Annotated in this window: 16 protein-coding genes and 2 pseudogenes; 4 read left to right on the top strand and 14 right to left on the bottom strand. The window is 57.1% G+C overall.

Annotated elements, in window-relative coordinates; genetic code table 11:
- Positions 1–9: 9 nt before the first annotated feature.
- Positions 10–1,275 (top strand): UDP-N-acetylglucosamine 1-carboxyvinyltransferase, encoded by a 1,266-nt coding sequence (murA, locus tag HMPREF1985_RS07760; RefSeq protein ID WP_021772025.1) that lies wholly within the window; start codon positions 10–12, stop codon positions 1,273–1,275.
- A gap of 248 nt (positions 1,276–1,523) precedes the next feature.
- Positions 1,524–3,200, top strand: a complete 1,677-nt coding sequence (locus HMPREF1985_RS07765; RefSeq protein WP_040637435.1) for a carbon starvation CstA family protein — start codon at positions 1,524–1,526, stop codon at positions 3,198–3,200.
- Positions 3,201–3,331: 131 nt separating this feature from the next.
- Here the strand turns inward: HMPREF1985_RS07765 and HMPREF1985_RS07770 are convergent, their stop codons facing one another.
- The 5 genes from HMPREF1985_RS07770 to HMPREF1985_RS07790 all read right to left on the bottom strand — a co-directional run bounded on the left by HMPREF1985_RS07770 (position 3,332) and on the right by HMPREF1985_RS07790 (position 7,931).
- Positions 3,332–3,607 (bottom strand): hypothetical protein, encoded by a 276-nt coding sequence (locus tag HMPREF1985_RS07770; RefSeq protein ID WP_040637464.1) that lies wholly within the window; start codon positions 3,605–3,607, stop codon positions 3,332–3,334.
- 113 nt (positions 3,608–3,720) lie between these two features.
- On the bottom strand, positions 3,721–4,953 hold the full coding sequence (locus HMPREF1985_RS10820) for an ISL3 family transposase (RefSeq protein WP_021772029.1): 1,233 nt from the start codon (positions 4,951–4,953) through the stop codon (positions 3,721–3,723).
- A 158-nt stretch (positions 4,954–5,111) separates the two neighbouring features.
- A complete protein-coding gene (locus HMPREF1985_RS10825) occupies positions 5,112–5,597 on the bottom strand; it encodes a single-stranded DNA-binding protein (protein ID WP_021772030.1) in 486 nt (161 codons plus the stop codon).
- A 43-nt stretch (positions 5,598–5,640) separates the two neighbouring features.
- Complete coding sequence (locus tag HMPREF1985_RS07785; RefSeq protein WP_021772031.1) at positions 5,641–7,629, bottom strand: DNA topoisomerase III; 1,989 nt, start codon at positions 7,627–7,629, stop codon at positions 5,641–5,643.
- Positions 7,626–7,931 carry a hypothetical protein gene (locus tag HMPREF1985_RS07790; protein ID WP_040637436.1) on the bottom strand — a complete coding sequence of 102 codons (306 nt, stop codon included), beginning with the start codon at positions 7,929–7,931 and terminating at the stop codon, positions 7,626–7,628. Before HMPREF1985_RS07790 ends, HMPREF1985_RS07785 begins: the two co-directional genes overlap by 4 nt.
- Positions 7,932–8,300: 369 nt before the next feature.
- On the opposite strand from HMPREF1985_RS07790, the gene HMPREF1985_RS10830 reads away from it, so the two are divergent.
- Positions 8,301–11,426, top strand: a complete 3,126-nt coding sequence (locus HMPREF1985_RS10830) for a MobA/MobL family protein (protein ID WP_051349085.1) — start codon at positions 8,301–8,303, stop codon at positions 11,424–11,426.
- Between the two features lie 6 nt (positions 11,427–11,432).
- On the opposite strand, the gene HMPREF1985_RS10835 is transcribed toward HMPREF1985_RS10830, so the two are convergent.
- The 6 genes and pseudogenes from HMPREF1985_RS10835 to HMPREF1985_RS11470 form a co-directional block, all read right to left on the bottom strand.
- On the bottom strand, positions 11,433–12,521 hold the full coding sequence (locus HMPREF1985_RS10835) for a hypothetical protein (protein ID WP_155943538.1): 1,089 nt from the start codon (positions 12,519–12,521) through the stop codon (positions 11,433–11,435).
- A gap of 138 nt (positions 12,522–12,659) precedes the next feature.
- Positions 12,660–13,034, bottom strand: a pseudogene (locus tag HMPREF1985_RS11825) (hypothetical protein); the annotation flags it as partial.
- Positions 13,035–13,131: 97 nt separating this feature from the next.
- On the bottom strand, positions 13,132–15,453 hold the full coding sequence (locus tag HMPREF1985_RS10840) for a zincin-like metallopeptidase domain-containing protein (protein WP_021772037.1): 2,322 nt from the start codon (positions 15,451–15,453) through the stop codon (positions 13,132–13,134).
- Positions 15,446–15,661 carry a hypothetical protein gene (locus HMPREF1985_RS07810; RefSeq protein ID WP_040637437.1) on the bottom strand — a complete coding sequence of 72 codons (216 nt, stop codon included), beginning with the start codon at positions 15,659–15,661 and terminating at the stop codon, positions 15,446–15,448. The genes HMPREF1985_RS10840 and HMPREF1985_RS07810 overlap by 8 nt, the downstream gene beginning before the upstream one ends.
- Positions 15,662–15,675: 14 nt before the next feature.
- Entirely contained in the window at positions 15,676–20,589 is a 4,914-nt protein-coding gene (locus HMPREF1985_RS07815; RefSeq protein ID WP_021772039.1) for an N-6 DNA methylase, read from the bottom strand.
- Between the two features lie 32 nt (positions 20,590–20,621).
- A complete protein-coding gene (locus tag HMPREF1985_RS11470) occupies positions 20,622–21,155 on the bottom strand; it encodes a TnpV protein (RefSeq protein ID WP_021772040.1) in 534 nt (177 codons plus the stop codon).
- Between HMPREF1985_RS11470 and HMPREF1985_RS11475 the strand changes: the two genes are divergently transcribed.
- Entirely contained in the window at positions 21,148–21,927 is a 780-nt protein-coding gene (locus HMPREF1985_RS11475; protein ID WP_196805371.1) for a hypothetical protein, read from the top strand. The two genes, HMPREF1985_RS11470 and HMPREF1985_RS11475, sit on opposite strands and share 8 nt — an antisense overlap.
- A gap of 164 nt (positions 21,928–22,091) precedes the next feature.
- Here HMPREF1985_RS11475 and HMPREF1985_RS10845 read toward each other — a convergent pair whose 3' ends face one another.
- The 3 genes and pseudogenes from HMPREF1985_RS10845 to HMPREF1985_RS11830 form a co-directional block, all read right to left on the bottom strand.
- The gene (locus tag HMPREF1985_RS10845; protein WP_021772042.1) at positions 22,092–22,979 is read right to left on the bottom strand and encodes a hypothetical protein; all 888 of its coding nucleotides are present in this window, start codon (positions 22,977–22,979) and stop codon (positions 22,092–22,094) included.
- Positions 22,980–23,117: 138 nt separating this feature from the next.
- Positions 23,118–24,530: a type IV secretion system protein gene (locus HMPREF1985_RS11185; protein WP_369758566.1), complete on the bottom strand. Its 1,413-nt coding sequence runs from the start codon at positions 24,528–24,530 to the stop codon at positions 23,118–23,120.
- 21 nt (positions 24,531–24,551) lie between these two features.
- Positions 24,552–24,749 (bottom strand): annotated as a pseudogene (locus tag HMPREF1985_RS11830) (M23 family metallopeptidase); the annotation flags it as partial.

The following is a 24,749-nucleotide window of genomic DNA, read 5'->3' on the forward strand; positions in this document are numbered from 1 at the left end:
AGAGACTTCATGGAAAAGTTGGTTATAGGCGGGGGCAATCGCCTGTCGGGACGCGTCCGCATCAGCGGGGCAAAAAATGCTGTGCTGCCCATCATCGCCGCGACGCTTTTGGGACAGGACTCGCCGAGCGTGCTCGATGAAGTGCCGAGCCTCGAAGACGTGCATACGATCACGGCCGTCTTGCGGGAACTCGGCGTCAAGGCCGAGTTTTGCGCGGGAACCAATCAGCTTTTCGTCGACGGTACCGTCATCGGCAGATGCGAGGCACCTTATGACCTCGTACGCAGGATGCGCGCGTCCTTTCTCATCATGGGACCGCTCCTCGCACGCTGCGGACAGGCGAAGATCTCGTTGCCGGGCGGCTGCGCGATCGGCATGCGTCCGATCGACCTCCATCTGAAAGGGTTTGAGGCGCTCGGCGCATCGATCAAGATCGGGCATGGCTTCATCGAGGCGGCGGCTCCCGACGGGCTCAAGGGCGCCAAGATATACCTCGATTTCCCCAGTGTCGGCGCGACGGAGAACATCATCATGGCGGCGGCGATGGCAGACGGGCAGACCGTCCTCGAGAACCCCGCACAGGAGCCGGAGATCGTCGATCTCGCGAACTACCTCAATGTCATGGGCGCGCGCATACGCGGCGCGGGCACGAACGTCATCAAGATCGACGGCGTGCCGAAGCTCACGGGACGCGGCTACACGATCATCCCCGACCGCATTGAGGCGGGCACCTACATGGTCGCCGCTGCGATGACGCGCGGGGATGTCTACATCGAAAACGCGATCAGCGAGCATCTGAAGCCGATCATCGCGAAGCTCAAGGAAGCGGGCGCGACACTCGAAGAGGACACGGAGGGCATCCGCGTCACCTGCGACCACAGGCTCAAGAGCATCGACATCAAGACGATGCCGTATCCCGGCTTTCCGACCGACATGCAGGCCCAGTTCATGGCGATGATGGCGGTATCGGAAGGCATGGGCACGGTCACGGAGACCGTTTTCGAAAACCGCTTCATGCACGTCGACGAGCTCAAGCGCATGGGTGCGAATATCCGCGTTGACGGCAGGACGTCGTACGTCACGGGCACGGATCGCCTTTCGGGCTGCCAGGTCAAGGCGACCGACCTTCGCGCGGGCGCGGCAATGGTGCTCGCGGGACTCGTCGCCGACGGCGAGACACAGGTCGGCTACATTCACCACATCGACCGAGGCTACGATAACCTCGTGGAAAAGCTCGTGAGCCTCGGCGCAAATATCCGCCGGGTGGACGAATAAAAATCCAGCTCATTTTCCCCGTCCGATTGGTTCGGCCAAACGAAGTGCGCTTGCCGAGAGGACGGGGATTTTTGTGCATTACATGTTGACAGTCCCATGGCATCGTGGTACGATACAACTAATCTTTTTCCCATTCATGTGGACGCATTTCATAAGATTTACGACGCTTATCTATGGTTGACGTATATGTATCTACGGTGAATGGAATTATATTGGAACTATGATTGGGAAGAAAGAAGGAACCGATTGTGAACGGACTCGTAATCGTCGGAATGGCGCTCGTCGTTTTCGCTTGTGCTTACTTCCTCTATGGACGCTGGCTCGTGCGGACGTGGGGGATCGACCCCGCGGCGAAGACGCCTGCCGTCGCGTTTGAGGATGGACAGGATTTCTCGCCCGCCTCGCGCTTCACGGTGTTCTCGCACCAGTTTTCCTCGATCACGGGCGCCGGCCCCGTGACCGGACCGATCATCGCAGCGATGTTCGGCTGGGCGCCGGCTCTCCTCTGGATCCTCGTTGGCGGCGTTTTCTTCGGCGCGGTGCAGGATTTTGCCGCACTCTACGCCTCCGTCAAGAACAAGGGCAAGTCGATGGGCATGCTCATCGAGACGTACGTCGGCAAGACGGGACGCCGCATGTTCCTGCTCTTCTGCTGGCTCTTTACGCTGCTCGTCATCGCGGCGTTTGCCGACATCATCGCGAACACGTTCAACGGCTTCCTGAAGGACGGCACGCAGAATGTGCCGGGCGCACAGGCGGCGACGATCTCGATGCTCTACATCTTCGTCGCGATGGGCTTTGGCGTCTACATCTCGAAATGCAAGCCGTCGGGCGTCCGGAAATTCCTCATCGCCGTCGTCCTCGTCATCGCGATGTTCGCCGTCGGCATGCAGTATCCGCTCTTCTTTGATGCACAGGCATGGCGCTACGTCGTCTTCGCGTATTGCTTCATCGCTTCGATCCTGCCGATGTGGCTCTTGATGGAGCCGCGCGACTACCTCAGCGCGTTCCTGCTCCTCGGCATGGTCGCGGGCGGCGTCGTCGGCGTCGTCGTCGCCGCGCCGACGATTAACATGCCGGCTTTCGTCGGCTTCACCGTCGATGGCAAGTCGCTCTTTCCGATCCTCTTCATCACAATCGCCTGCGGCGCGGTCTCGGGCTTCCACAGCCTCGTCTCGTCGGGCACGAGCTCGAAGGCGATCGCGAGCGAGAGCGATATGCTCCCCGTCGGGTACGGGGCAATGCTCGTCGAGTGCATGCTCGGCGTCGTCGCACTCGTCATCGCCTGCGCAGCGGCATCGAACGGCGCACTGCCCGCCGGGACGCCGTTTCAGATCTTCGCGGGTTCGATCAGCTCGTTCTTCCAGATGTTCGGCCTGCCGGCAGGCGTTTCGGCGTGCGTTATCACGATGTGCGTCTCCGCGCTCGGCATGACGACGATCGATTCCGTGGCGCGCATCGGCCGCATGTCGTTCCAGGAGCTCTTTTCGCCGAGTGAGGGCGAGCGGGTCTCCGGCATGCAGGCGCTCGCGATGAACAAGTACGTCTCGACGATTCTGACGCTCGTCTTCTCATATCTCCTCTGCCTTGCGGGCTACATGAACATTTGGCCGCTCTTCGGCGCAGCGAACCAGCTCCTCTCGGCGCTCGTCCTCATCTCGCTCGCCGTCTTTCTCCGCACGACGGGGCGCAAGGGCTGGATGCTCTACGTGCCGATGACCTTCATGTTCATCGTCACGATGTCCGCTCTTGTGCTCTCCGTCTACGGCATTGCAGGCAAGCTTTCAGCAGGCACGTTCGTCTTCATGATTGACGGCATCCAGCTCATCCTCGCGGTCGCGCTCATGATTCTCGCGATCCTCGTCGTCAAGCACTGCGGCAGGGAACTGTTCGGCAAGTCCGAACAGCCGAATCTTCAGGCCTGAAGGCAAGAATCCCGGTGTGCTCCCCGAACAAAAAGAATCCCTCCTGCAAGATCTCATTCTGCAGCAGGAGGGATTCTTTTTGTTTGCCCGCTCCTTTGGGGATTCCAATCGCGGGCAGGATGCGGATTCCATCAGTTGAGGTGGAGCGCCTCGATCGCGCCATACTGGATGTACGCGGTCGCTTCTGTCGGATCGCCTGAGAGAATGGCGGCCTCCACTTTTGCCATGTCTCCGTCTGCGACCTGGACGCGGCCTGCCGCAAGCTCATCCTCGACTTTTGCGAGCAGCGCCTTGCGTGCCACTTTGAGATCGCGATAGATCTCCGTGTTGAAGAAAATGTTCATCGACTGGCGGCTCTTCTTTTCGTCACAGTTAAAGAAGACGAATGCGCGTTTTGGATCTTTCATCGAAAAACCTCCCTGCAGATAAAAAATAAAATAAAAGTCCTGCAAAAACGTACGAAATACATTATAGCACAAGACGTCCCATTTGAAAAATATGCCGCGCGGACGGCTCTTTGTCAAATGTTGTGGGAAACTTTTTTAGATTTTTTTGTTCGCCGCGCTTGACGCTCAGGGTTATTGAGTACAAAAAGTATTCTTCTTCTGAAGTTTTTAATATTGCGAAAACCATAACTGATTCGTTTCAAGGTCTTAATGGTATTATTGCACCCTTCTGTGAACCCGTTGTTGTATCCAGTTTGGATGCCCGTCCAAATTTCTTCCTGCCACTGATACGTTGTGCGAAGCACACGCTTGAATTCCTTTAACCCAAACTTTGCTACATGCTCCGCGAAATCTTGCAAGCGTCGCTTGTAAGATGCATGATCCTTGCTGGAGAACAACGCAAAGTATTCTTCTTTGAGTTGGTATGCATGAGACAAATCATCCGAGACGTTAAGCATACCCTTCAGTTTCGAAAGAGAGGCTTCTTTCAAGGTGTTCTTGCGAGCGAGCAGGATTTTTTTAGCATTCTTGAAATCCCTGCGCTGCTCCGAATCCAATTTTTCCTGTACGTCAACCCGAATTTCGTTCAAGGCATCATTGGCCAATCGGACGGCATGGAATTTGTCCGCTGCGATAATCGCATTCGGGAAATGTTCTTCCACTATCTTGCGGAAGAAGGACGATAGATCCATGCTGACAAGACAAACCGATTCTCGCATCTCCTGCGAGTAGGATAGGACTGCATCGTAGAGGGCTTCTTTCGAGCGATCCTTTAGGATTGCGCAGCATTGCTTTTTCTCAAGGTCATTCATGACGACTTGGTACTTTGCGCCAACATTGCCGCGAAATTCATCCATGGACAGAATACGTGGCAGCGTAGATCGATCGGCCTTTTTCTCTGCTGTTTCCATCGCTCTAGCAAAATGGCGCATGACTGTCGGCACAGACACGCCATGCCGATGCGCAATATGCTCCTCCGTGACAAGAGCACCGTGTTCCTGCACGATTGCATCAATCACGCTATTTGGCATCCGTTGATAGGGTTTGATGAACGTCCTTTCTTCCATAAAGGTCTTTCCGCATTCTTGGCACAAGTAGCGTCTGCTTTTGTAAATGCAGGTCATGTCGCTTACTGCTAGACCTCTCAGACGCTGCATACGATACCCGTGCACAATCGTATGCGACGCACCACAATGCGGGCAATATTGGATCTTACGTGGCAGTGTGAATTGCAGGACTCCTTTTTCAATAAATTTTCGGCAAGAGGCTGGAAGTTCAAAAAGAAACATGATAAAATCAATAGCCATAGGGGACTCCTTTCTCTGTTCTTTGAGCAATTACAGTATACAGGAATTTCCCCGAAGAGAAAAGACGGATGCCTTAGCGGGCTTCCGTCTTTTTGGTATGGAAGGACACTCTGAACATAGGCTTTATGTTCAAGGCGTCCTTTGTTTTGCCATCGTAATCAGAATGGAATCTCACTGTCAGGCACACCGGCTGCGGTTCCGTCATAAGGTGGATTGGATTCCGTCACAGATGGTGCCTTGTTTTTCATATCCGCTTCTGCTTCCATGCGGTCGTTGTCGGATACATACACATCATCCGTTTCCTCCGAAGATTCCTTCTGCCTGTTCTTCCGGTTTTGGAAATACTCGATGCGGTCTGCAATGATTTTTGTCCGCTTCTTCCTTTCCCCATTCTGTTCATACAGATCCGTGTCCAAATGTCCGTCTATCAGGATGCGATCGCCTTTCAGCAGTCGGTCATTGCAGATTTCAGCGGTCACTCCCCATGCTTCCACATCAAAGAAGTTGACCGGGTAGTTTCCGCTCTCGTCCCGTTTGAATCCCTTTTGAACAGCGACAGCGAAATGAACGACGAGTTTCCCTGTTCCCGTGTAGCGCGGATCGGGATTGGTTGCTGCATTTCCGCTAAGCGTGATACGATTCATGGCATTTATCCTTCTTTCTTTATTATAGAGAGCAAATCTGATGTTACATTTTTTTCGCTTTGCGCAGATCTGGCTTGCCTCGATTGTCCGGGGCGGTCGTCTTGCAGTTCGGATAGCCCGTGCAGCCCCAAAAATATCCGGTCTTGCCTTTTCGCCTGCGCATAGGCGATTGGCAGTTCGGGCATCGCACGATATTTGCTGGCGGCGCAATCTTTGTTTCCTTCGCGCCACGCAAAAGAGCATCCAAGAATTTCTCCTGTTGCGCTGAAAAGTCAGAAAGGCTCATCGCACCATTCCCGATTTTGTCGAGTGCGTCTTCCCAGCGCGCTGTAATATCTGGATAGAGCAAGGTTTCGGGGAGAATCCTGCAAAGCGATATGCCGAGCTCATCCGGAACGAAGTTCTTTCCCTGCCGCTTGATGAAGCCACGTCGCTCAATCGTTTCGATGATGCCCGCTCGCGTCGCCTCCGTCCCGATGCCGGAGCACTCCTTCAGCGAAGAAGCAAGTTCTTTGTCGAGCACATATTTATGGATTTCCTTCATCGCCTTCAAGAGCGTGGCCGGCGTGAATCGTGCCGGCGGTTTTGTCACGCCTTCGAGAATCTGGCCATCCGCAATCGCGACCGAATCGCCTTGATTGACCGATGGAAGTTTCTGTTCCTCCTCTTTTTCCTCTCCCTCGCTTTCTTCCTGCTCTGTATAAAGCGCTTTCCACCCCTGCGCAAGAATGACCTTTCCGCTTGCGGAAAATATCTCGCCTCCGGCAGAAACGGAAATATGTGTCGTCAGAAATTCCTGCGCAGGGAAAAATTGTGCGACATAGGCTTTGGCAATCAGCGTATAGAGATTTTTCTCCCTATCACTTAATTCCGAGAAGTTCGGCTTGACGCGCGTCGGAATGATTGCATGATGCGCGGAAATCTTTTTGTCGTTCCATGCCCGGCTGCGGATTGCTCCATCGGCACGTTTGGCAAAATCGGAGAACGATGCCTCCAACGAGGAAAGCATTTCCAAGATTGCATCCTTGTCGCCGAGCTGGTTCTCCGGCAGATAGTCGCAATCCGAACGCGGATAGCTGGCAAGTTTCTTCTCGTAGAGAGCTTGCTGTGTGTCGAGCACATCCTGCGGAGAGTAGCCAAACTTTTTCCCCGCGTCAATCTGCAAGGCAGACAAGGAATACGGCAGTCGTTGTTGGGCGATTCCTTTTTTCTGCTCCACGGTTTCAATCCTTGCCACTCCGTCTTGCGCTTTGCGCAAAATCTTCTCCGCATAGTCTTTTGAAAGAATCCGTCCATCCGAATCGACGCCCTCCCCCTCGTGCGGTTTCCACTTTGCCGAAAAGTTTCCATTCGGATGCCTCAGAAAAATCTGCGGCGTGAAAAACTGCACGGGACGAAAATTTCGGATAGCAAGTTCTCGCCGAATGACAAGCCCCATCGTCGGCGTTTGGACGCGTCCGACGCTGACACTATTATCGTAGCCTGCCATGCGCGCGAGAATCGTATAGATGCGGGAAAGGTTCATGCCGATGAGCCAGTCCGCGCGCGAGCGTGCGAGAGCCGAGTTTCGCATCCCGATGAATTTGTCGTTTGGCTGCAAGTGATGCAAGGCTTCCTTGACGGATTTTTCATCCAGCGCATTCAAAAGAATCCGTTGAACCGGCTTTTTCTTCAGGACGCCGAGATCGTTCAGCACCTCATCGACAAGAAGCTGCCCCTCCCGATCCGGGTCACCTGCATGGACGATCTCATCCGCCTCCTTCACCAATTCCCGAATCCGTCCGTATTGCTTTTTGGCATCTTGCTTGACTTTCATCTTCCATACGGACGGCACAATAGGCAAATCTTCCATCCGCCACTTTCCATATTTCGCATCATAATCCTCCGGCTCATATTGTTTCAGGATATGACCGAAGCACCATGTCACGACGCCGTTTTTCGTTCGGATGCAGCCATCCATTTCCACGCCGCCGCCAAGCCCCTGCGCAATCGCACGTCCGAGGCTCGGCTTTTCCGCAAGGAACAGCCTCATGGAATCATGCCCTCCTCCCGTGGTTCTTCCATCTGCTTCTCCTCTTTTTCCTGCTTCGCCATTTCATAGAGCCGATTCAAATCCTTCGCATTGTCATAGCCGAGCGCAAAGATTTGCTCCCCGATGACGGCATTCCGTTTTGCATGGATCGCCGCTATCGTTTCCTTGAGCTTCTTGATTTTTCCTTTGATGCGCTCTGCTTCTTTTTCCGCATGTTCGAGCTGCGCCGAAAATTTTTCAAGCTGCTGATCGAATTTTGCGAGGACTGTTTCTGCATCCACTTGCTTTTTTCCCTCCGACAAAAAAATCCCTCCCGTCAAAAATCGTGCATCGAGCGAATCGGCCTGCGAGCATAATCGTGCGCACTGCCTTGAAAAAAGTTTCGCATAGAACCGCGTTACATTCAAGTGACAATATTGGCACTTGCTGAATCCCCTTCAAAATGGTACGATTTGAGCAAGAAACGGGGTTCGAGGTGCACTTAGGCGTTTCTCGCTAAAGCGAGAAACGCGGGGGAAGGCACAGATCGCGCATGTTGATGAAAACGACGATTTTCATCGAGCGTTAAGAAATAAAAATCTGCCAGTCGCCTTCGCTCCTTGAACCTTCGGTTTTGAAAAACGGGAGAACGTGCCGAAATCGATTTCGGCAAAACGACGGGAGGTGCGAGCATGGCCTGCTATCATTTTCGCCTGAAGACGGACAAGAAGCCGAGCGGGATACGCGTTTCCGCTGCGGAGCATCTTTCGTATGTCAACCGCGCGGGAAAATATCGGAACATTGACCAACGGGATATGATGAGTCAGGGCGTAAAGAGTTACGCGAATTATTTTACGGGACGCTTCCCCATCCTCTCCCTGCCAAAGCAGCCCGTCCTTCTCTACAACAGCCCATTCGGGAAGATCAAGCTCGACGCAAAAGGCGTCCATGTCAGCGACCGCGCATCCGTGGAGACGGAAGCCATCGCGCTCCTCGTCGCGCAGAAAATCTTCGGCGACGAGCTGGACGTGCAGGGCGATGCACGATTTGAGCGCGACGTGCTCGGCATCAGCCGTGACCTCGAGCTCGGCGTGCACTTCGCAGACATTCAGATGGAGCTGCGAAATGAAAAAGGGAAAAAGGAGCGTGAAGAGATTGAAGGACAGCGAGCCCTCGCTGAAGGATCAGCTATTTGTGCTGGACGGCGGGATGGAAGCGGAGACGAATCCCGATTCGGAAACCGAAACGGAAACCAAGGCATTGGCCGAAGTGCCAGAGGGCGATTCCTCGGTGCAGGTGGAGCAGCCGACGCCATCGGATGTGGTTTCGAGCCGGACGCTGCTCGCCCTGCCGCAGAATCAGTTGAAGACCTTGCTCGACTCGGACTGCGCCTGCGCGACCTGCCCGTCGGGAATGTGGCTGACAAAAGGCGACGCCGTTCTCTGTTTCTGCGGCCTGATGAAGACGGTAAGCTCCACGATGAGCGAGGACGGCGTGATGCCTGTCTTGCTGTGCGATGGGCTCTTTCTGACGTGAGAAGGCGCGAGGCAACGAAAGCCGCGGATTCCATTCTTGCCAATTTGCAAAAGCAAGTGGAAAATGATTTCGCCTTTGCGCATCTTCAGTACATCAACCGCGAGGCGGCTTTTTCGATGCGCGGCGGCGTCAAGGCAACGGGGCATCACCTTCCGCAGTGGGCGAAGGATTCCCCGCTGCGCTTTTTCCATGCAGCGGATCGGTTCGAGCGGGCGAACGGCGAGCGGTACAAGGAAATCATTTTCTCGCTGCCGAACGAGCTGAACCTCGAGCAGCAGCGCGAAATCCTGGACACGTTCCTCGCGCACCACATGGAAAACCACTACTACGCATGGGCAATCCATGAAAAAATCGGCTCGATGTCCGAAGGCGAACGGCATCCGCATGTTCACCTCATGTTCTCGACGCGCGAGATTGATGAGGCAGAACGCGAGCACGAACGGCCGGCAGAGCTTTTCTTTCATCGCGCGAACAAACAGAATCCCGCAGAAGGCGGATGCGTGAAGCCGGATCGTTGGCGCGGCAAGTCGCGCAACAAGTATCTCCTTGAAATGCGCGAGGACTATGCACGCATCCAGAACGACGTGCTTGAAAAATACGGCGTGCCCGTCCGCGTCAGTCACCGCTGCCTCATGGCGCAGATGCTTGAGGCGAGCGCGCGCGGCGATGACACGCTGGCGGAAATCCTTGACCGCCTGCCCGAAGCCCCGGTCTCCCCCACCTCGATTGTCCGTGACGATGACATCGTGCGCGAGCAGAAGCAGCTCCGCCGCTTCAACGACCAGCGGCTCGACCGCATCATGCGGCGCGCGCTTTCGCGTGACGCCGAAGAAGAGCAGGAAGCGGAGGAACTCCTCGCCTCCACGCAGGAAAAGTATGAAGCTGTGCAGCGTGAAGATCTCGCCGCGCTTCCGCCTGCCCATCGTGAGGAACTAACGAAAATCAAATCCGACCTCGATGCCATGCGCAAGGAAATCAATGCCCTTGCGCCGCTTGTCGTGTGGGGACACCGTGCGCTGGAACAGGCGCGTCTCGACCTCATGGACGAAAAAGGACGCGAGGCATGGGAGGAAATGACGACGCTCCGAAAAGCGATGCACGAGGCAAAGCGGATTTACAGCGAGATCCACATCAGCTTCGAGATGACCGAGGACGAGCAGCTCGCCGCGACCGAGCTCAATATTGCGGCGTATGAAACGATGCAGCGGTTGTCGAAGGCGTACGAAGCGGCCGCGCGGAAAGTCCAGCCCCACCTCAACAAACTTTCCGGGCGCGGCATACACAAGCAGCTCCAGTACCGCATCAATCACTATATGTTCCAAAACAAATTTACGAAGATACGATTCCAAAACGGCCTCGATGCTTACGCAGAAAAGCTCGATGCCTTCCATGCCAAAGTGAAGCAGGCACAGAACACGCTGCTCCTCCAACAGGAAGAAAACGACTTCAAGGCCGATCTCGCCTTGACGATGCATCAGGTCAGGCAGGTGCTGAGCTATGCGAAAAAACGGCACGCCATACGCCAATCACAGCTCTATCAAGACGTGGAAGAGGCAAAGGCGCAAGTGCTCTCCTATGAGCGCATCATCCAAATCGCGGAAAACATTTTTGAACACGGCGGCATAAAAGCATTGCGCGAGCGCGAGCGAAAACTCAAAAAGGCGGAAGACTACTGGAAGCGCGACAAGCAGAAACTCGAAGCGGATGAAGCGTCCTTTGCGAAAAAAGACGCGCCTGGCATCTTTTCCGTCTTCGGAAATGCGAAGCGCGAATACGAGGACGAGCAGCAGCAACTCCGCTGTCGCCGTGCTGCCCTCCTGGAAAAAGCCGAGGCACTGGAAAAAGAACGCGCAGCGATCCAATCCGTGCGCGAGGAAATCGAAGCACGCAGAAATACGGGAGCGGCCGAAAAGCGCATCCAGCAAATCGCGTATGGCATCTTGAAGAAGAATCGCCCTGCCGTACTGCGCGCAAAAAAATTGTCTGCCGAGCTTGCGGCCTCTTACGAAAGCAGCAAGCTGGCAGACGATAGAATCGATGCGGTGGATCGGCAGATCGTGCGTGGCAGAGCCCAAACGCGCTGCAAGCCGATTCCTGTGCGCGGGCAAGGCGGTGCGCCGTCCTGCGTCAAGGCGGCGCAGGAAATCGGCGATGCCCTGCTGCATCCAGCGTACGCTTCGCTCATCGCGAAAGACAAGGACGAGCGCATGGACGAGAATTGGAAGCTCCTTTCCGTGATGGAGCAGGACGAGATCATCGAAGCGTCTTCCCATGTGCGCTAGGCCGCATCAGCGTGCGTCCCCTGCATTCTGCTTGGCATTTTGCTTCTCCTGCTGCTTTTGCGATAGGACTTCCTTTGCGATGCCTGCGGCTTGCCCTTCTTCCATCTCACGGCGACGCGGCGACTCTTTCAGCAGCGTCTTCTTGATGGCATATTCGCCAAATCCCGCCTGTGCCATTTTCTGTGCGGCATGAAGATCCGTCAGATAGCTATGCTGGTCTTCCTTGTCCTCTGCCATGACGGCCTGGACCGCCTCACGGTAAAAGGCGTCCGCCGACTGCATCTCATGCGATTTCCGAAGGACGGCATCGCGCTTCTTGGAGAGGGATTCGATTCCCTTGTTGAAGACGCCCGCCGTCTGATGCAGGATGCCGTCAACCGCCTGATGCGCCTTTTTGCGCAAAAATCCCTTGATCTTGCTGGGCGCAAGTTTCACGGAGAAATAGGCGTCCTTCACGGCTTTTCGCGTGCTCGCGAAAAGCTCGGAAGAAACGACGCGCGGCTGATCCACTGCGGCAGCTCGCGTCTTCTCGACCTCCTGCATGAACTGCATCGCCGTGGCAAGGCATTTCGCCATGGCTTCCGGCGACATCTGCTGCGTTTCTTTTTTCAGCGTCTCAATCTCCTTTTGCATCGCGGCAATCTGCTCCTGATACGCCTTCTCGCGCTCGATGAGCTTTTCGCGCTCGGCTTCAAAGAACGCCTTGCTGCTCTCCATCGTGCCCCGTGCGGTTTCGACCGCCTGCGTGCGCTCTTCGTGGCTTTTGTCCTCGCGGTACGCCTCGCCTGCCTTCTCGATGTGCGCGAGGATTTCCTGATGCTGCGGCGCATAGTTCTCCCAGGTCTCAATGTTCGGGCCGCATTTTTCCTCTGCCTCCTCGAATTCATCCATGCTCTGGCGCAGGTTTGCCGCGCTCTTCCAGAGGCCATCGGCGACCTCCTCCGGCATAGGCGGCTCTGCCTCCACAATGCTGTCTGCGATTTCCTTGTAATAGGCGGCCATGAAGTCGTCTTCCGGCATAGGTGGGTTGGAAAGGACTTCTCCGATCTTTTCGGATGTTTGATTTTCGTGTATGCGATTCATTTCTTCTGCCATTTTCAGTTCCTCCTTTTTTTCCTCTTGCAGCTTGACAAGATCTTCATATGTCTTTATACTATGGGTAATGAAGCTGCTCGTTTGCTCTTCCATGGGGAATTGGACCCCGGCGGATGTGAGAAACTGAGCGGCTTTTTCTTTGTTTATATAAAGCAACCTCCCATCCTTGATTTGATTGATGTACCATTGATACTTAGGGTGTCCATCACTGCCTTTTCCATAGACCGATGTAATGATATTGGCTTGCATCCACTCTTTTTGCTTGTCAAGTGTGAATGGGACGATAATTTCCACTCCACTCTCATCTTTTAGCGTCAATGCGACAACAATGCGGTCTGCATGTGTGCTGGACTGAAAAATCATCATCGGAGCGCGTAATGCTTCAGGAAGTTTTTTTAAGATATTAGATGAAATCTCTGGATGGTCTCGTGCAATACGCCTAAGTTTTGATGGATCAATATATATCGGTAAGGGTTTTGCTCCCACCAACTCTAAGACCGGCGGCGTTTGCATAACGCGAATCGGACGATTGTAATTCGTTGGATTTCGCGCCCAATGTTCAATTTGTTGTGCAAATGCTTCCGCTTCTATTTTGTATTCCTCCTTTTTATCACCTCACGCCCTGCGCCACGGCGGCCTCACGCTGCTGCGGCCGTGGGGCGTTTTGTTTTGCCTTTATCTCCTGTATGGCAGGGCTGCGAAGCGCTTCCACGGCTAGGTTTGCGCCATAGAATCGATTCTGCGACACGGCGGCGTAGGGGCTGTTGCGCTGGATGGCGGCGCCGATGCGCTTCTGTGCCGCATCTTCTTTCTCGCCGCGCCGAAGGCTTTCGCCTAGCTCCTCCACGGCAAATTGCAAGTCGGCATCGTGCCAGCCTTTCTGATCGGACGGTGTGTAGGTGGAAAGCCCCTCGGAAAAGGCGCGCTCGCGGAAGTCCTTCGCATAGGCAATCTGCATGGCGATCCGCTCGCCCTCGGCCTTGTCGTCGGTCTCATGGAAGGCACCGGGATGATGTTCCAGGGTTTCCTCGCTCTGCCCTGCAAGGTAAAAGTTTTGCTGGAGCTTGTCGAGATAGGTCTGAAAGGTCTCCGCGCCGACGCTGTCAACCGCTGCATTCAGACGCTGATCTAGGTCTTTCGGCGGGAGCGGCAGCAGGGTGAAGTCTCTGCGGTACTTGTGGAGCTGCTGCAAGGCAAAGCCGTTTTCCTCTGCGCGGCAGATATAGCTGTCTGCCTCGATGAGGTCGCCTGCTTGTATGGAACGCTGCCCTTGCGGTGGATGCAGGCGGAACTGCGCATAGATGCTTGCCATCGTCGTGCCCTCGCGCAGGTAGTTCGCCTCTGCCACCTTCGTGTAGTCCCGATTCAGTTGCAAAGGCTTCTTCGCATCCTGCACGGCGCTGTCCTTCCGATAGTAGATGATGGCTTTGACCGCCTTGTTTGCAAAGTAATGGTAGTCCGGCGTAAGGCCATGCTCTGCCGCTTGGCTCGCGGAGAGCTGCTTTTCGTAGTAGGCGGCGCCGTATTTCCCTCCCTTGTCCGTGCTATCGACGAGGTAAAGATTTTCGGTCGGGATGGAGTTCAGCGTCACGGGATGCGTCGGATAATATTTGTAGAAGCGCCCCGTCATATTGACTTGTGCTTCCGGCGGGAGGGCGAGCACGCGGTCATCCGTGACGGGAACCGGCAGGGATGACAGCTCTTCTGCCGATATGGCAGGCGTCTCTTTCGCTGGTTTTTCCTCTGGCGCTTCTTCCGATTTTTCCTGCGGCAAAGCGGCGGTTTCCTCTGGCGCCTTTTCCTCCGCCTCTTCTTTATGCGCTTCTGCTGGCGTTTCCGGCGTCTTATCCGCTTCCTTTGGGAGCACGCCCTCCTCTGCCGGGATGGGACGCGCATCGATGCGAAAGGCTTCCGGCGCGAATCCCTTGATGTAGTCGGCAATCTTTCTCGCGTCCGTTGCCGCCTTGAAGATCACCATCTTGTCGTCTTTGAGGTCTTGAATCCACGACTGGAGATAGGCTGCATGGTTCGCAGTGCTAAGCGGAATCCCGAGATCGAGCGACAAGAAGGTCGAGGCCAGCTCGGCGCGCAGCTCCTCGCGGGCATAGGAAGGCGATGTTTTGTCGGTGCTCAGCTCGCGGTTCATGCGGCTCTCATGCCCCGTCCAATGCGCGAGCTCATGGAGCGCTGTCGCATAGTACCCGCCGAGGTTCGGGAACGCCTCCTTCGGTGGCAGGTGGATCTCGTCCTTGACCGGCAGGAAGAACGCGCCATCCGCTTGGTCATGGCGGATGACCGCGCCGCTTGCCGCTAGGATTGCCTCGGCAATCTCATACTGCTCCTCATGTGTATAGACGGGCGCCTTCGGCACATATTCCTTGAGCGGGTGATCCGTATAGAGGGGCTTTCCATCTTCGCCCAGCTTGCGGTTGCCGTCCTTGTCGTACTCGTATTCGCGCCGAATACAGTCAGAGGCATGGAATACGGGTGTGATGCGCCTCGCCCAGTATTGTTCCGCCTCCGGGAGGGGGCGCTTGTTCTTGTCGCGCTCGACATGCCACTTCTGTATGATTGGAACGGCCGTGCTCCCCTTTTTGACGCGATACTCCCATTGAAGTTCCGGTCGGACGGGCTTGCCTTCCTGCCTCAGCCTCGCGACGCGCGCGGCAAAGATCCGGTTCTGCTCCTGCAAGGATGCCATCGTGAAGAAGCGCGGGTCGGCGCTCTCCTTCTCGCGCATGACGGCGCTGAGCAGGAAGCTGTTGAAGGCATTGTAGTGATGGTTGGTCTTTCCGTTCACCGGCATGACGAGCGCCGTGCCTGCCTCACTGTCCCATGCCTGCTGCCAGGGGAGTTTTCCCTCCTGCATGAGCGATACGATATGCTCGGTCGTCTTTTCGTAAATGTCCATCTTCTTTGCGCCTTTAGGCATGCGGCTCGCCTCCCTCTACGCGCGGGATCCATTTCTGCGCGTCCCAGTCGAATTCCACCGTGCCGAAGTCGGGGCACTCGTCCACCTTGAACAGGAATGGGCTTTTCGTCCAGTCGCGCCCATGTTCTGCTTCAATCTCCTGCTGCGTGACGACTTCCGCCAGCGGATCGCGATCCGTGTGCACGTCTTGTGCTTCCAATAGAAACATACTGCATTCTCCTTTCATCTTGCCATGGCGGGCTGTGGGGCGGGAATCGCTGCCTCGCTGCGCGGGGGCTGGAGCGCGACTTCTTCCCTGCTCGCCTGCGTGCTCTTCGTCATGGCGCTATGGATTGCGATGAGGCGAGCCTTCTTCTTCGCCTCTTCCTCGGCATATGGGAAGGGCTGCTTCACCTTTTCCTTGGCGTCTGCGATGTTTGCCGCCATCTTGTCGCGCTCTTCCTGCACCTCCTTGATGCGGTCGATGGTCTCCTGCCCCATCATGGAAAGCCGCTTCATCGTGATGCCAGGCTTATCCGATAGGACGACGCGGTGCATGGTCTTGCCGCGCACGGTGAGGACGGGCTGCATGGTCTCGCGGTCGAGCAGGAGCGTGAGGGGCATCCCCTTGTACGCCCCCGTGAAGTTCTTCATCGCCGTGTAGCCTCCCTTTGCCGCTTCGCCGAGGAGTTCGCCTGCCTTGATGGGATCGGTGCAAAGCACGTCGTTGATCGTCATGGAAAAGGCGGCCGCGTCCTCCGGCTTTTCGCCTGCCAGTCGCAGCTTGTCCTCCAGGAGCGCAGCGAGTTTTTTCTCATACAATTCCATGCGCTTTGGCCCGTCGATTTCGATGAGTTTCCGGAAGTATTGCTGCTTGGTGTCGTATTCGGAGTGGGCAATCTGAAGACGGGTCAGGTCGTTCTCAAGCTCCATCTTCTCCTTGATGAAGGGATTGCCCGTCGCGATGGCCTTGATCTCTGCATAGCTCAGGACGACTTCATCGGCATCCTGCATGGAGCGGACGGGATTCTTCGAGGTGATGGCCTGCGCGATGTAGCGTTGCTTCGTCTCCACGGTCTGCCAAAGATAGGCATCGAACGTGCCTTCCGTGACGTAGCGATAGATCTTGACCTCCTTGTTCTCGTTGCCAGGGCGAATGATGCGCCCCATGCGCTGCTCAAGGTCGGCCGGACGCCATGGAACGGAGAGGTCATGCTGCGCGATGAGCTTGTCCTGTATGTTCGTGCCGCCGCCAAGCGTGCTGGTCGAGCCGAGAAGGACGCGCACCTCGCCCGCGCGCACGCGGTCGAACAGTTTTTGCTTGTCCTTTTCCTTGACCTCCTGCACGACGGCAATCTCCTCCTTTGGCACGCCTGCGGCGATGAGTTTTCCTCGGATGTCGTCATAAAGGTTGAATTTTCCCTTCCCCTTCCCGGTCGAGGTGGAATCGTCGCAGAAAATGACCTGCGCACTGCGGCGATCGCGGCTCTCCGTATAGACCGAAAGCACGTTCTTCACGCAGCGGTTCACCTTGCTGCCTGGCAGATCTAGCTGGGATTCATCGAGCAGGCGCGAGTCGAGGGCGAGCTTGCGCCCGGCGTTCGTGATGAGCAGGAAGCTGTCCTCGGTCAGCGTCCCGTCTGCTTTCCGGATGCTTTGCGGCCGCTTTTTCCGGATGCAATCGGCGCGTTCCTCGATTTCCTCCATCTGCCTTTTCTGATTGGGCGAGGCAGGCGCCTGATCGACGATGATTTCTGCCTTTGGCACGGGAAGCTCGCCCGCGAGCATATCGGCCGTCCGTACATCCGCAAATTCCTTGAAGAGGTTCATCAGCTCCGGCAGGTTATGGAAGCGGGAAAAGCGCTCCTTCAGCTGGTAGCCCTTGCCCTCCGGGCGCAGCTCCATCCCGACGGTGATCTCGCCGAAGCTCGCTGCCCACGCGTCGAAATGCTCCAGTCCGAGCGCCTCTAAACGCTTCGGCGAAAGGTAGCGCTGCATCGTGTAGAGCTCCGTCATGGAGTTGGAGATCGGCGTCCCTGTCGCAAAGATAAGTCCCCGCTCCCCTGTAAGCTCATTCAGGTACTGCGTCTTCATGTAGAGATCCCAGGACTTTTGCACATGGTCCGTCGTGCCGATGCCTGCCACGCGGCTATGGCTCGTCGTGACGGCAAGATTCTTGAACGCATGCGCCTCGTCGATGACGAGCTTGTCCACGCCGAGCTCTTCAAAGGAAATCGTCTCGTCGCTGTCCTTTTGATTGAGCTCTTGGAGCTTTCTCAGCTTCTCGCGCTGCTTGCGGATCAAGGTCTCGATTGCACGGACAGAAAAATCCTGTTTCCGCGTCGCCTGCCCGCGCATGCGGTAGAGGGATTCCTCCAGCTCCTGTATCGCGACGAGGCGCATCGCCGTCTCCCGCTCCTTGGACAGCTTGACCTTGCCGAACTGCGACGCGCCCATGATGACGGCATCCCAGTTCTGCGTCGCAATGCGGGAAACGAATTCCTGCCGGTTCTGCTTCTCGAAGTCCTTTTTGCGCGCGACGAGGATCTTCGCGCGGGGGTAAAGCCGCTGGAACTCCTCGCCGGTCTGCTCGACAAGATGGTTCGGCACGACCATGAGCGCCTTGTGCGAGAGGCCGAGCCGCTTTGCCTCCATGATGGAGGCGACCATCTCGAAGGTCTTGCCCGCGCCGACGCAATGCGCAAAAAGCGTGTTGCCCCCGAAGAGGCTGTGCGCGACGGCGTCCTTTTGATGCGGCTTCAGGCGGATGGTGTTCGTCATGCCTGGAAAGGTGAGCTTCGAGCCGTCGTACTCGCGCAGCCGCGTGTTGTTGAAATGGCGGTTGTAGTAGTCCGTCACTTCTTGGACGCGCCCTGCGTCGGCGCGCAGCCATTTGTCGAAGGCGGCGCGGATCTCCTGCTGCTTCATCTGCGCCTCGATGGTGAGCTCCGGATCGACGACGTGCACCTCCGGATCGCGCTCGGATGGGACGCGCACCTCCGCATTCTTCTGGTTCAGGCAAAGCTCGATGAGCTCGTAGGCAGACTTGCCGCCTGCCGCGAATTGCTCCTCTGCCGCTGTCCCGTACTGCCTGCCCTTCTTCTCAATCCGCCATGTGTTCGCTTCCGGCGAGAACCGCACGGCCGCAAACCGCTCATAGTAGGGCAAGGACAGCGTATCACGCACAAATTCCTCGATGAGCGCAGGGCGCAGCCACGGCGTTCCGAGCCCGACGGAAATCTCCCCGATCGCAAGATCTTTCGGCAGGACAGCCGAGAGCGCGGCACGGTTTTTCCCGATGCGCGCAAGCCGCGCCGCGCAGGTTTCCAGATCGATCTCTTGTGCTTCCCGCTTGGCATGGAGCGTCTCAGCAAGGGCGTCGAGCTTTTCGATTTTTTCCCGGATGTCGCCGGAAAGGTACTCGTCCGATTGGATGTATGCCTTGGTCTCCTCGTCGAAGTAGAGCTGCTTGTATTCGAGCGCATCCGTTAGCTCGCGGACGGTGCTCCCTGTCAGCTCTGCCATATAGGAAAGATCGACGCATCCTTTCTGCTGCATGGAAATCACGAGCGCATCTTCCGGCGTGTCGGCATGGTCGGGAACGATGTCCGGCACGATCGTCCGTTCAGTGAAGATGGCAGCCGTTTCCTTGAACTTCCCTCGCTCGTCCTTGATCTCGAATGCGCGGATGAAGGTATAGCCGGGATCGACTGAGAACAAACCCTCGAGCGTCTTGTCGTCCGCCAGGCGTCCGTATTGCTTGACATGGCTCGCGTAGAGAGCCGAAAGGCGCTTCTGCGCGCGGCGCAGCTCCTCGTCCGAGCAGCCCTGCTCCTGCGCGGTGAGCACGTCATGGCCGGCATCGCGCAGGTGGACGGCGGAGAGGACGCGCTGCGTCTTCTTGTCATCGAAATCCGGCTGCGCCACCACGCCATCCGAGCCGACGAAGCAGAGCGCCCCCTCTTCGACGAAAAAGCCCATCGCGCGCTGCGCTCGTTCCTTCGCCTGCATGGGAAGGGCAAGCTCGGTCTCGCCTTCGCGCCAAATGCTGCCCGCAGAAAACGGCTCGAACGCACGGCGAATCCCCTCGGCTAAGTCCATGCCTTCTTTCGGGCGTACCGTAAGCTCCTTGCCAAACGGGCCGCTGCGCAGGGCGAATTTGCCGAGGACGACGCCGAGCGGTTCGTCGTAGATTCCGGACGGGTCGCGCGTATAGATCTCGTTGATGGGATACGCCTCACCTAGGTACGTATCGCCAATAAAGTGCGTCTTGGGCGCGTTCCGCCATAGATAATACTGCACCGGACGCCGCGCAGCAGCCACGTCCAGCGGATTCTCCCTGCCGCCTTTCTTGCGGAACACGAGGATGTCCGAGACGACGGACGTCCCTGCGCCCTGGAACGCCGTCTCCGGCAGACGTATCGCCGTGACGAGCTCCGCTTTCTTTGCCAGTGCTTCGCGCAGGCGCGGATTCTCCTTGTCGAGCGTGCCGGCGGACGTAATCGCGCAGACCATGCCACCGGGGCGCACCTCGTCTAGCATCTTCGTCAGGAAGTAATCGTGTATGAGCAGATTGTCCTTCAGGTACTTCATGTCAGCCGAGACCGTCGTATTGCCAAATGGCACGTTTCCGATCGCAAGGTCGAACGATCCGTCCGCAAAGCGCGTCGTCTCGAATCCCTGCTGGGCAATGTCCGCATCGGGGTACGCCTTCGCCGCAATGCGAGCGGACAGGGCATCAAGCTCCACGCCGTAGAGATGGCTCTTCTCGCGCAGCTCCCTCGGCATCGCGCCGAAGAAGCGGCCTGCGCCGCAAGAGGGTTCCAGGATATTGCCGCCTTCAAAGCCCAGATGCTGCAAGCCGTCGTAAATGGCGCGGATGATTTCGGGTGGCGTATAGTAGGCGTCAAGCACCGTCGCGCGCGCCGAAGCATACTCCGATGCGCTCAGGTATTGGCGCAGGGCATCGTATTCGCTCGCCCACGACTTGCTCTGCGGGTCGAACGCCTCGGAAAATCCTCCGAATCCGCTGTATGACTGAAGGAGCTTCTGCTCTTCCTGCGTCGCCTCGCGCCCCTCGCTCTCGATTGCCTTCAGGACGCGGATCGCCGTGAGGTTGCGCTGGAAGACCGCACGCTTGCCGCGCGTCGTCGCCATGTCCGCCTCGTAGTCTATCGTGGAAAGATCGATCAGTGGCTCAGCTCGTCGGTCAGAATCTCGCGGATGCTCGCCTTGATCTGGCTCGCTTCCTGCGCTGCCTCCAAGAAGGTCAGGCTCTTGCCCGCTATCTTCCGCTGCTCCTCCTGCGCGTACATCTGCCGGAAGCGGCTCTGATACGTCTGCTCGATCCGCTTCAGGTAAGGGCTCGCCTCCCTGCTCTTCACGAGGCGCACCCATTCCATCGGCTCGTACCACTGGAGGAAGCTCCTCCGGATCTTTGCCCACTCCCCCTCGATGAACGGGCTCTCCTGCATCGCGGTCGTCTTCTCCGTCAGCGCTTCCAGCCGCTCCTCCTCGCGCTCGTTCTGGGCGTCGATCTCCTGTTTCAGCGCTTCCCACTGCGCGCTCTCTTGCGGCGTCAGCTCGTCCTCCCAGTACGCCGTCTCGGTCTTGTAGAGGCGGTCGATGAGCTCCGGCAGGAGCTGCCTCTCCTCTTCGCTGAGTGCCTGCTCGCCCTGTTGCAGCTCCGTCTGCAAAATCCGGACTTCCTTCTCGGTGAACATATTCCTCGCTCCTCTCTCGTTCCCGCACCGCTTTTGCGATGGGCTCCAGCACAGCCGACGCCGCCTGATGGATCTCATGCAGCAGGACTTCGGCGTCCACATCCTGATACTCCGCCATGAGCAGCGGAAGCCCCACCTCGTCTTCCGCATCCATCCCGAGGCGCGAAAGCACGACATACGCCGCGCCGAGCGCGACAAGATCCTGCTGCGGCGCGCCTTGCTCCTTTGCAAGCTGCGCGCAGGCAGCGATGATTCCCTCCTGCGGCGTCGTGCTCCCCTCTGGGGCAATCTGCGTGAGCGCATCGCGGTCCTTGACGGGATCGAACTGCCACGTCAGCTTGGCGGGCGCATGGCCCTTGATCGGCATAGTCTGCGAAATGTCATAGAGATAGTCGATCGTCTTGCCATCCGCGCCCAGCGTAGGGACGCCCCTGACCCGATGCTCCGGATTTGGGATAAGGCATTTGCCGAGCCTCCACCAAAGCTGCACATCCGCATAGGCAGTGCCGCCATAGGGCGCGTGAAAGAAAATATGGATCTGGCGGTCAAGTGGCTGCTTGTAGTGCTGTGCCATCGTGCCGAGGAAGTCGATGAAGCGCGTCCGATTGAATCGAAGCTCGCGCATCAGCCCTTCCTGCTCCGCCACAAGCGTATGCGGCGTGACCGTCTCAAACTGAACCATGGACATGGGATCTGCCTCCTTTGCTCTTCTTTCTTCCAGTATAGAGGCTTGCAGTTTTTTAAAACTGCACACTTTTCCAACTTTTTGTAGAAAATAAAATGAATAAAAGCGCAAAAAATTCAGGTGTCCAAATTGGACACCTGACGATTTCTTTATTTAACTAAAGTAATCGAATCCTTGCTTTTTTCGACTAGCCCCCCTCTGCCCACGAGAACGCATGTTCACATTCTTCCATTTCCGAAGGGAACAACAACTCACTCGAACGGGACGAAGCCTTGCGGCGCGGGGCGCTCAAAACCTGCTGCTTCGACGGCTTCCGTGTCGAAGGGGTCGCTGACCTGCACCTTTGCCGCATCCACGCGCGCCTCGTGGGCAAGCTCCTCGTCAAGCGCCTCGCGCTGCTGCGACGCCCTTAGCTGGATGCGTGCGCCGATGAGCGCGGTGGTCTGCTGCTGCTCTGCCGCATTCAGTGCCTCGAGCTGCTCCTTGATCTGCCGCAGCTCCATCTCGCCCTGCGCATTTGCTGCCGCATCGAGGAGGCGGCTCACGGCCTCGCCTGTCGCCCTGCTCCCCTCTATCGCGGTTTTCGCGGCGGTGGCGTAGTCGGTCGCCGCAAGGGCGATCTGGGTGCGTTGCTTTGCCTTGTCGCGCGGCAGCTCGGCGTCCAGGTTGCTCTCGCCGTAGCGATGGAAGAGCGGGCTTTCCGTGATGTCGTTCGCGGCGTGCAGGATGTAGATGTCTTCCTTCTCTTTTTCCTTCTGCTTCAGGATGTCGCCGATCTCGCGCATCTCGTGCTCGTCCCATGGCTGGTGGTTGATGACGTCAATGCCGAGCTTTTCAGCAATCTGCGCGAGGATGTTCACGAAGTTGTCGCCGAACAAGGTGCTCTTGATGTCGCGCGTCAGATCGTAGACCTGCCCGCCTTGCCAGCCGAGGTCACGGTAGAAGAAGGACGGGTTTTCCGTGTCTGCCCATGATATGCTCGTCGGGCTGTAATAGTCCGGCGGGTCAAATGGCTCGTCCCATCCTGGCACGATGTGCGCCATGCCGAAGCGGAATCCGCCTAGGAGGACGCCGCCTGCCACGCTTGCGACGATGAGTGCCTTGCCCCATTTCGGGAGGGGCTTTTTCGTGCATTCCATGGTGATTCTCCTTTCAAAAAATGAATCTTTCCCTTTTATATTCAGGTGTCCAACTTGGACACCTGAATATTTCCTTGGAATCTATCAAAGTTGAATATTTGCCTTTTCTTCGTCAGGTGTCCGATTTGGACACCTGCGCTATCCTTCCCTGGACAGGCGGAATCCCGACGTGCCGAACTGGGTTAGGACGAATTTGCTGACGCGGTCGGCGAAGAACATATACATCAGGACGACGAGGATGAACTTCAGGAGCAGGATGAGGTTGAGCACCGACTGGCTGGAGAACGCGCCGCCATTTAGCGCGGCGTTCAGCCCGTGGATGTACTCTGCCAGCGGCGCACCGAAGTACCCGCCGTGCTTCAAGGCGGCGGCGTACTCCTCAAGTGTCTGCGCCTCGAACAGCCCGTCCACGTCGTATCTGGACAAGGTGAGGGCGTAGTCGCGGGCAAATTCCTCGTCGCTTCCATAGCGCGTATAGTCGCCGTGCCCGTCATACCCCATGCCGGCATGGTTGTGGTAGTTCCGTGAGATGTAGCTCGTGAAGTTTGCCGACTCGTGCACGAGCTGTGCATAGATCCAGTCCACGCGAAGCTCCTTGCCGTACTGGCTCTTCAGTATGTCATGGACGAGGTAGGCAATGTCGGCGTGCGGCTTGCCCGATATGTCGACGGTCGCGCCTGCCCCCTTGTCGCCGATCATGCCCTTGGGCAGCTCTTCCCTGCTTCCTGCCTGCACGGTATGCGTCGAGATGAAGCTATCCACGACCATGTTTTCCATCGTGGTCTGGAGCATGACGGCGAACAGGCAGAAGAACATGAGGTTCAGCGAGACGGCGAAGACGCTGTTCAGCCCGTTCGACGCATACTGGCGCACCTGCTTCAGCCCGGCGAAGGTGAAGGAGGTGAAGGAGAAGAGGATGGTCAGGTAGAACTCGATGTACGCCATCGCGATCTGGTAGCCGATGAGGCAGAAGAGGAAGAAGAGGACGAGCCCCGCGACGAGGCAGATGATGAGGATCGGTCCCTTGAAGAGCATGTCGAGCAGGCCGTGCGCGCTCATTGCCTCGTTGATGAGCGGCGCGACGAGGTTCATGCCCTTCTGCACGACTTTCGTCGGGTCAGAGACGGCCGCCTCTGCCGTCTGCGCATAGGTGTCGCCGCCTGCGAGCGCGCCGAGCGCAGGGAATCCATGCAGCGAGAGGTTGCCGACAAAGTCGCCCCAGCCGAAGAGCAGGACGAGGCACATCGCGTAGAAGAGGACGCGCCGCACCATCCAGCGGAAAAGCCCCTCGCGGTCTTCGTCCGTGCCGAGCATCGACTTCTTCATCGCGCCGAGTGCAAGGTCGATGGTGACAAGGAGGAAGAACACCCATGCGACATACGACTTCAGCAGCCCCAGCGCCTTGGTGATGACCGCCGTCAGCATCTCCGTGGCGTCGCGGATCGGCTTGGCAAAGTCCATCGCAACAGTCCAATCCTTATGCTTGCCGTGTGCGTCCTGCGGCGGCGCACCGCCGCTCGTGCCGCCTCCCTGCTCCCGCTCGAGATCCATGAGCCCAGGGACGTAAAGCCCAGGATCGACGGGATCGCCCCAGTAGCCATTCGGCAGCACCTCGAAATGGCAATGCGGGCCGGTCGATCGCCCCGTCGAGCCAGCATAGGCGATGATCTGCCCCTGCCGCACATTGTCGCCCGCATTGACCACCAGCTCGCTGTTATGCCCGTAGAGCGTGAAGAGGTTGCCGCCATGGTCGATGGCGACGGCGTTGCC

Origin of the sequence: Mitsuokella sp. oral taxon 131 str. W9106 (assembly GCF_000469545.1) — a bacterium.
GTDB lineage: Bacteria > Bacillota > Negativicutes > Selenomonadales > Selenomonadaceae > AWVT01.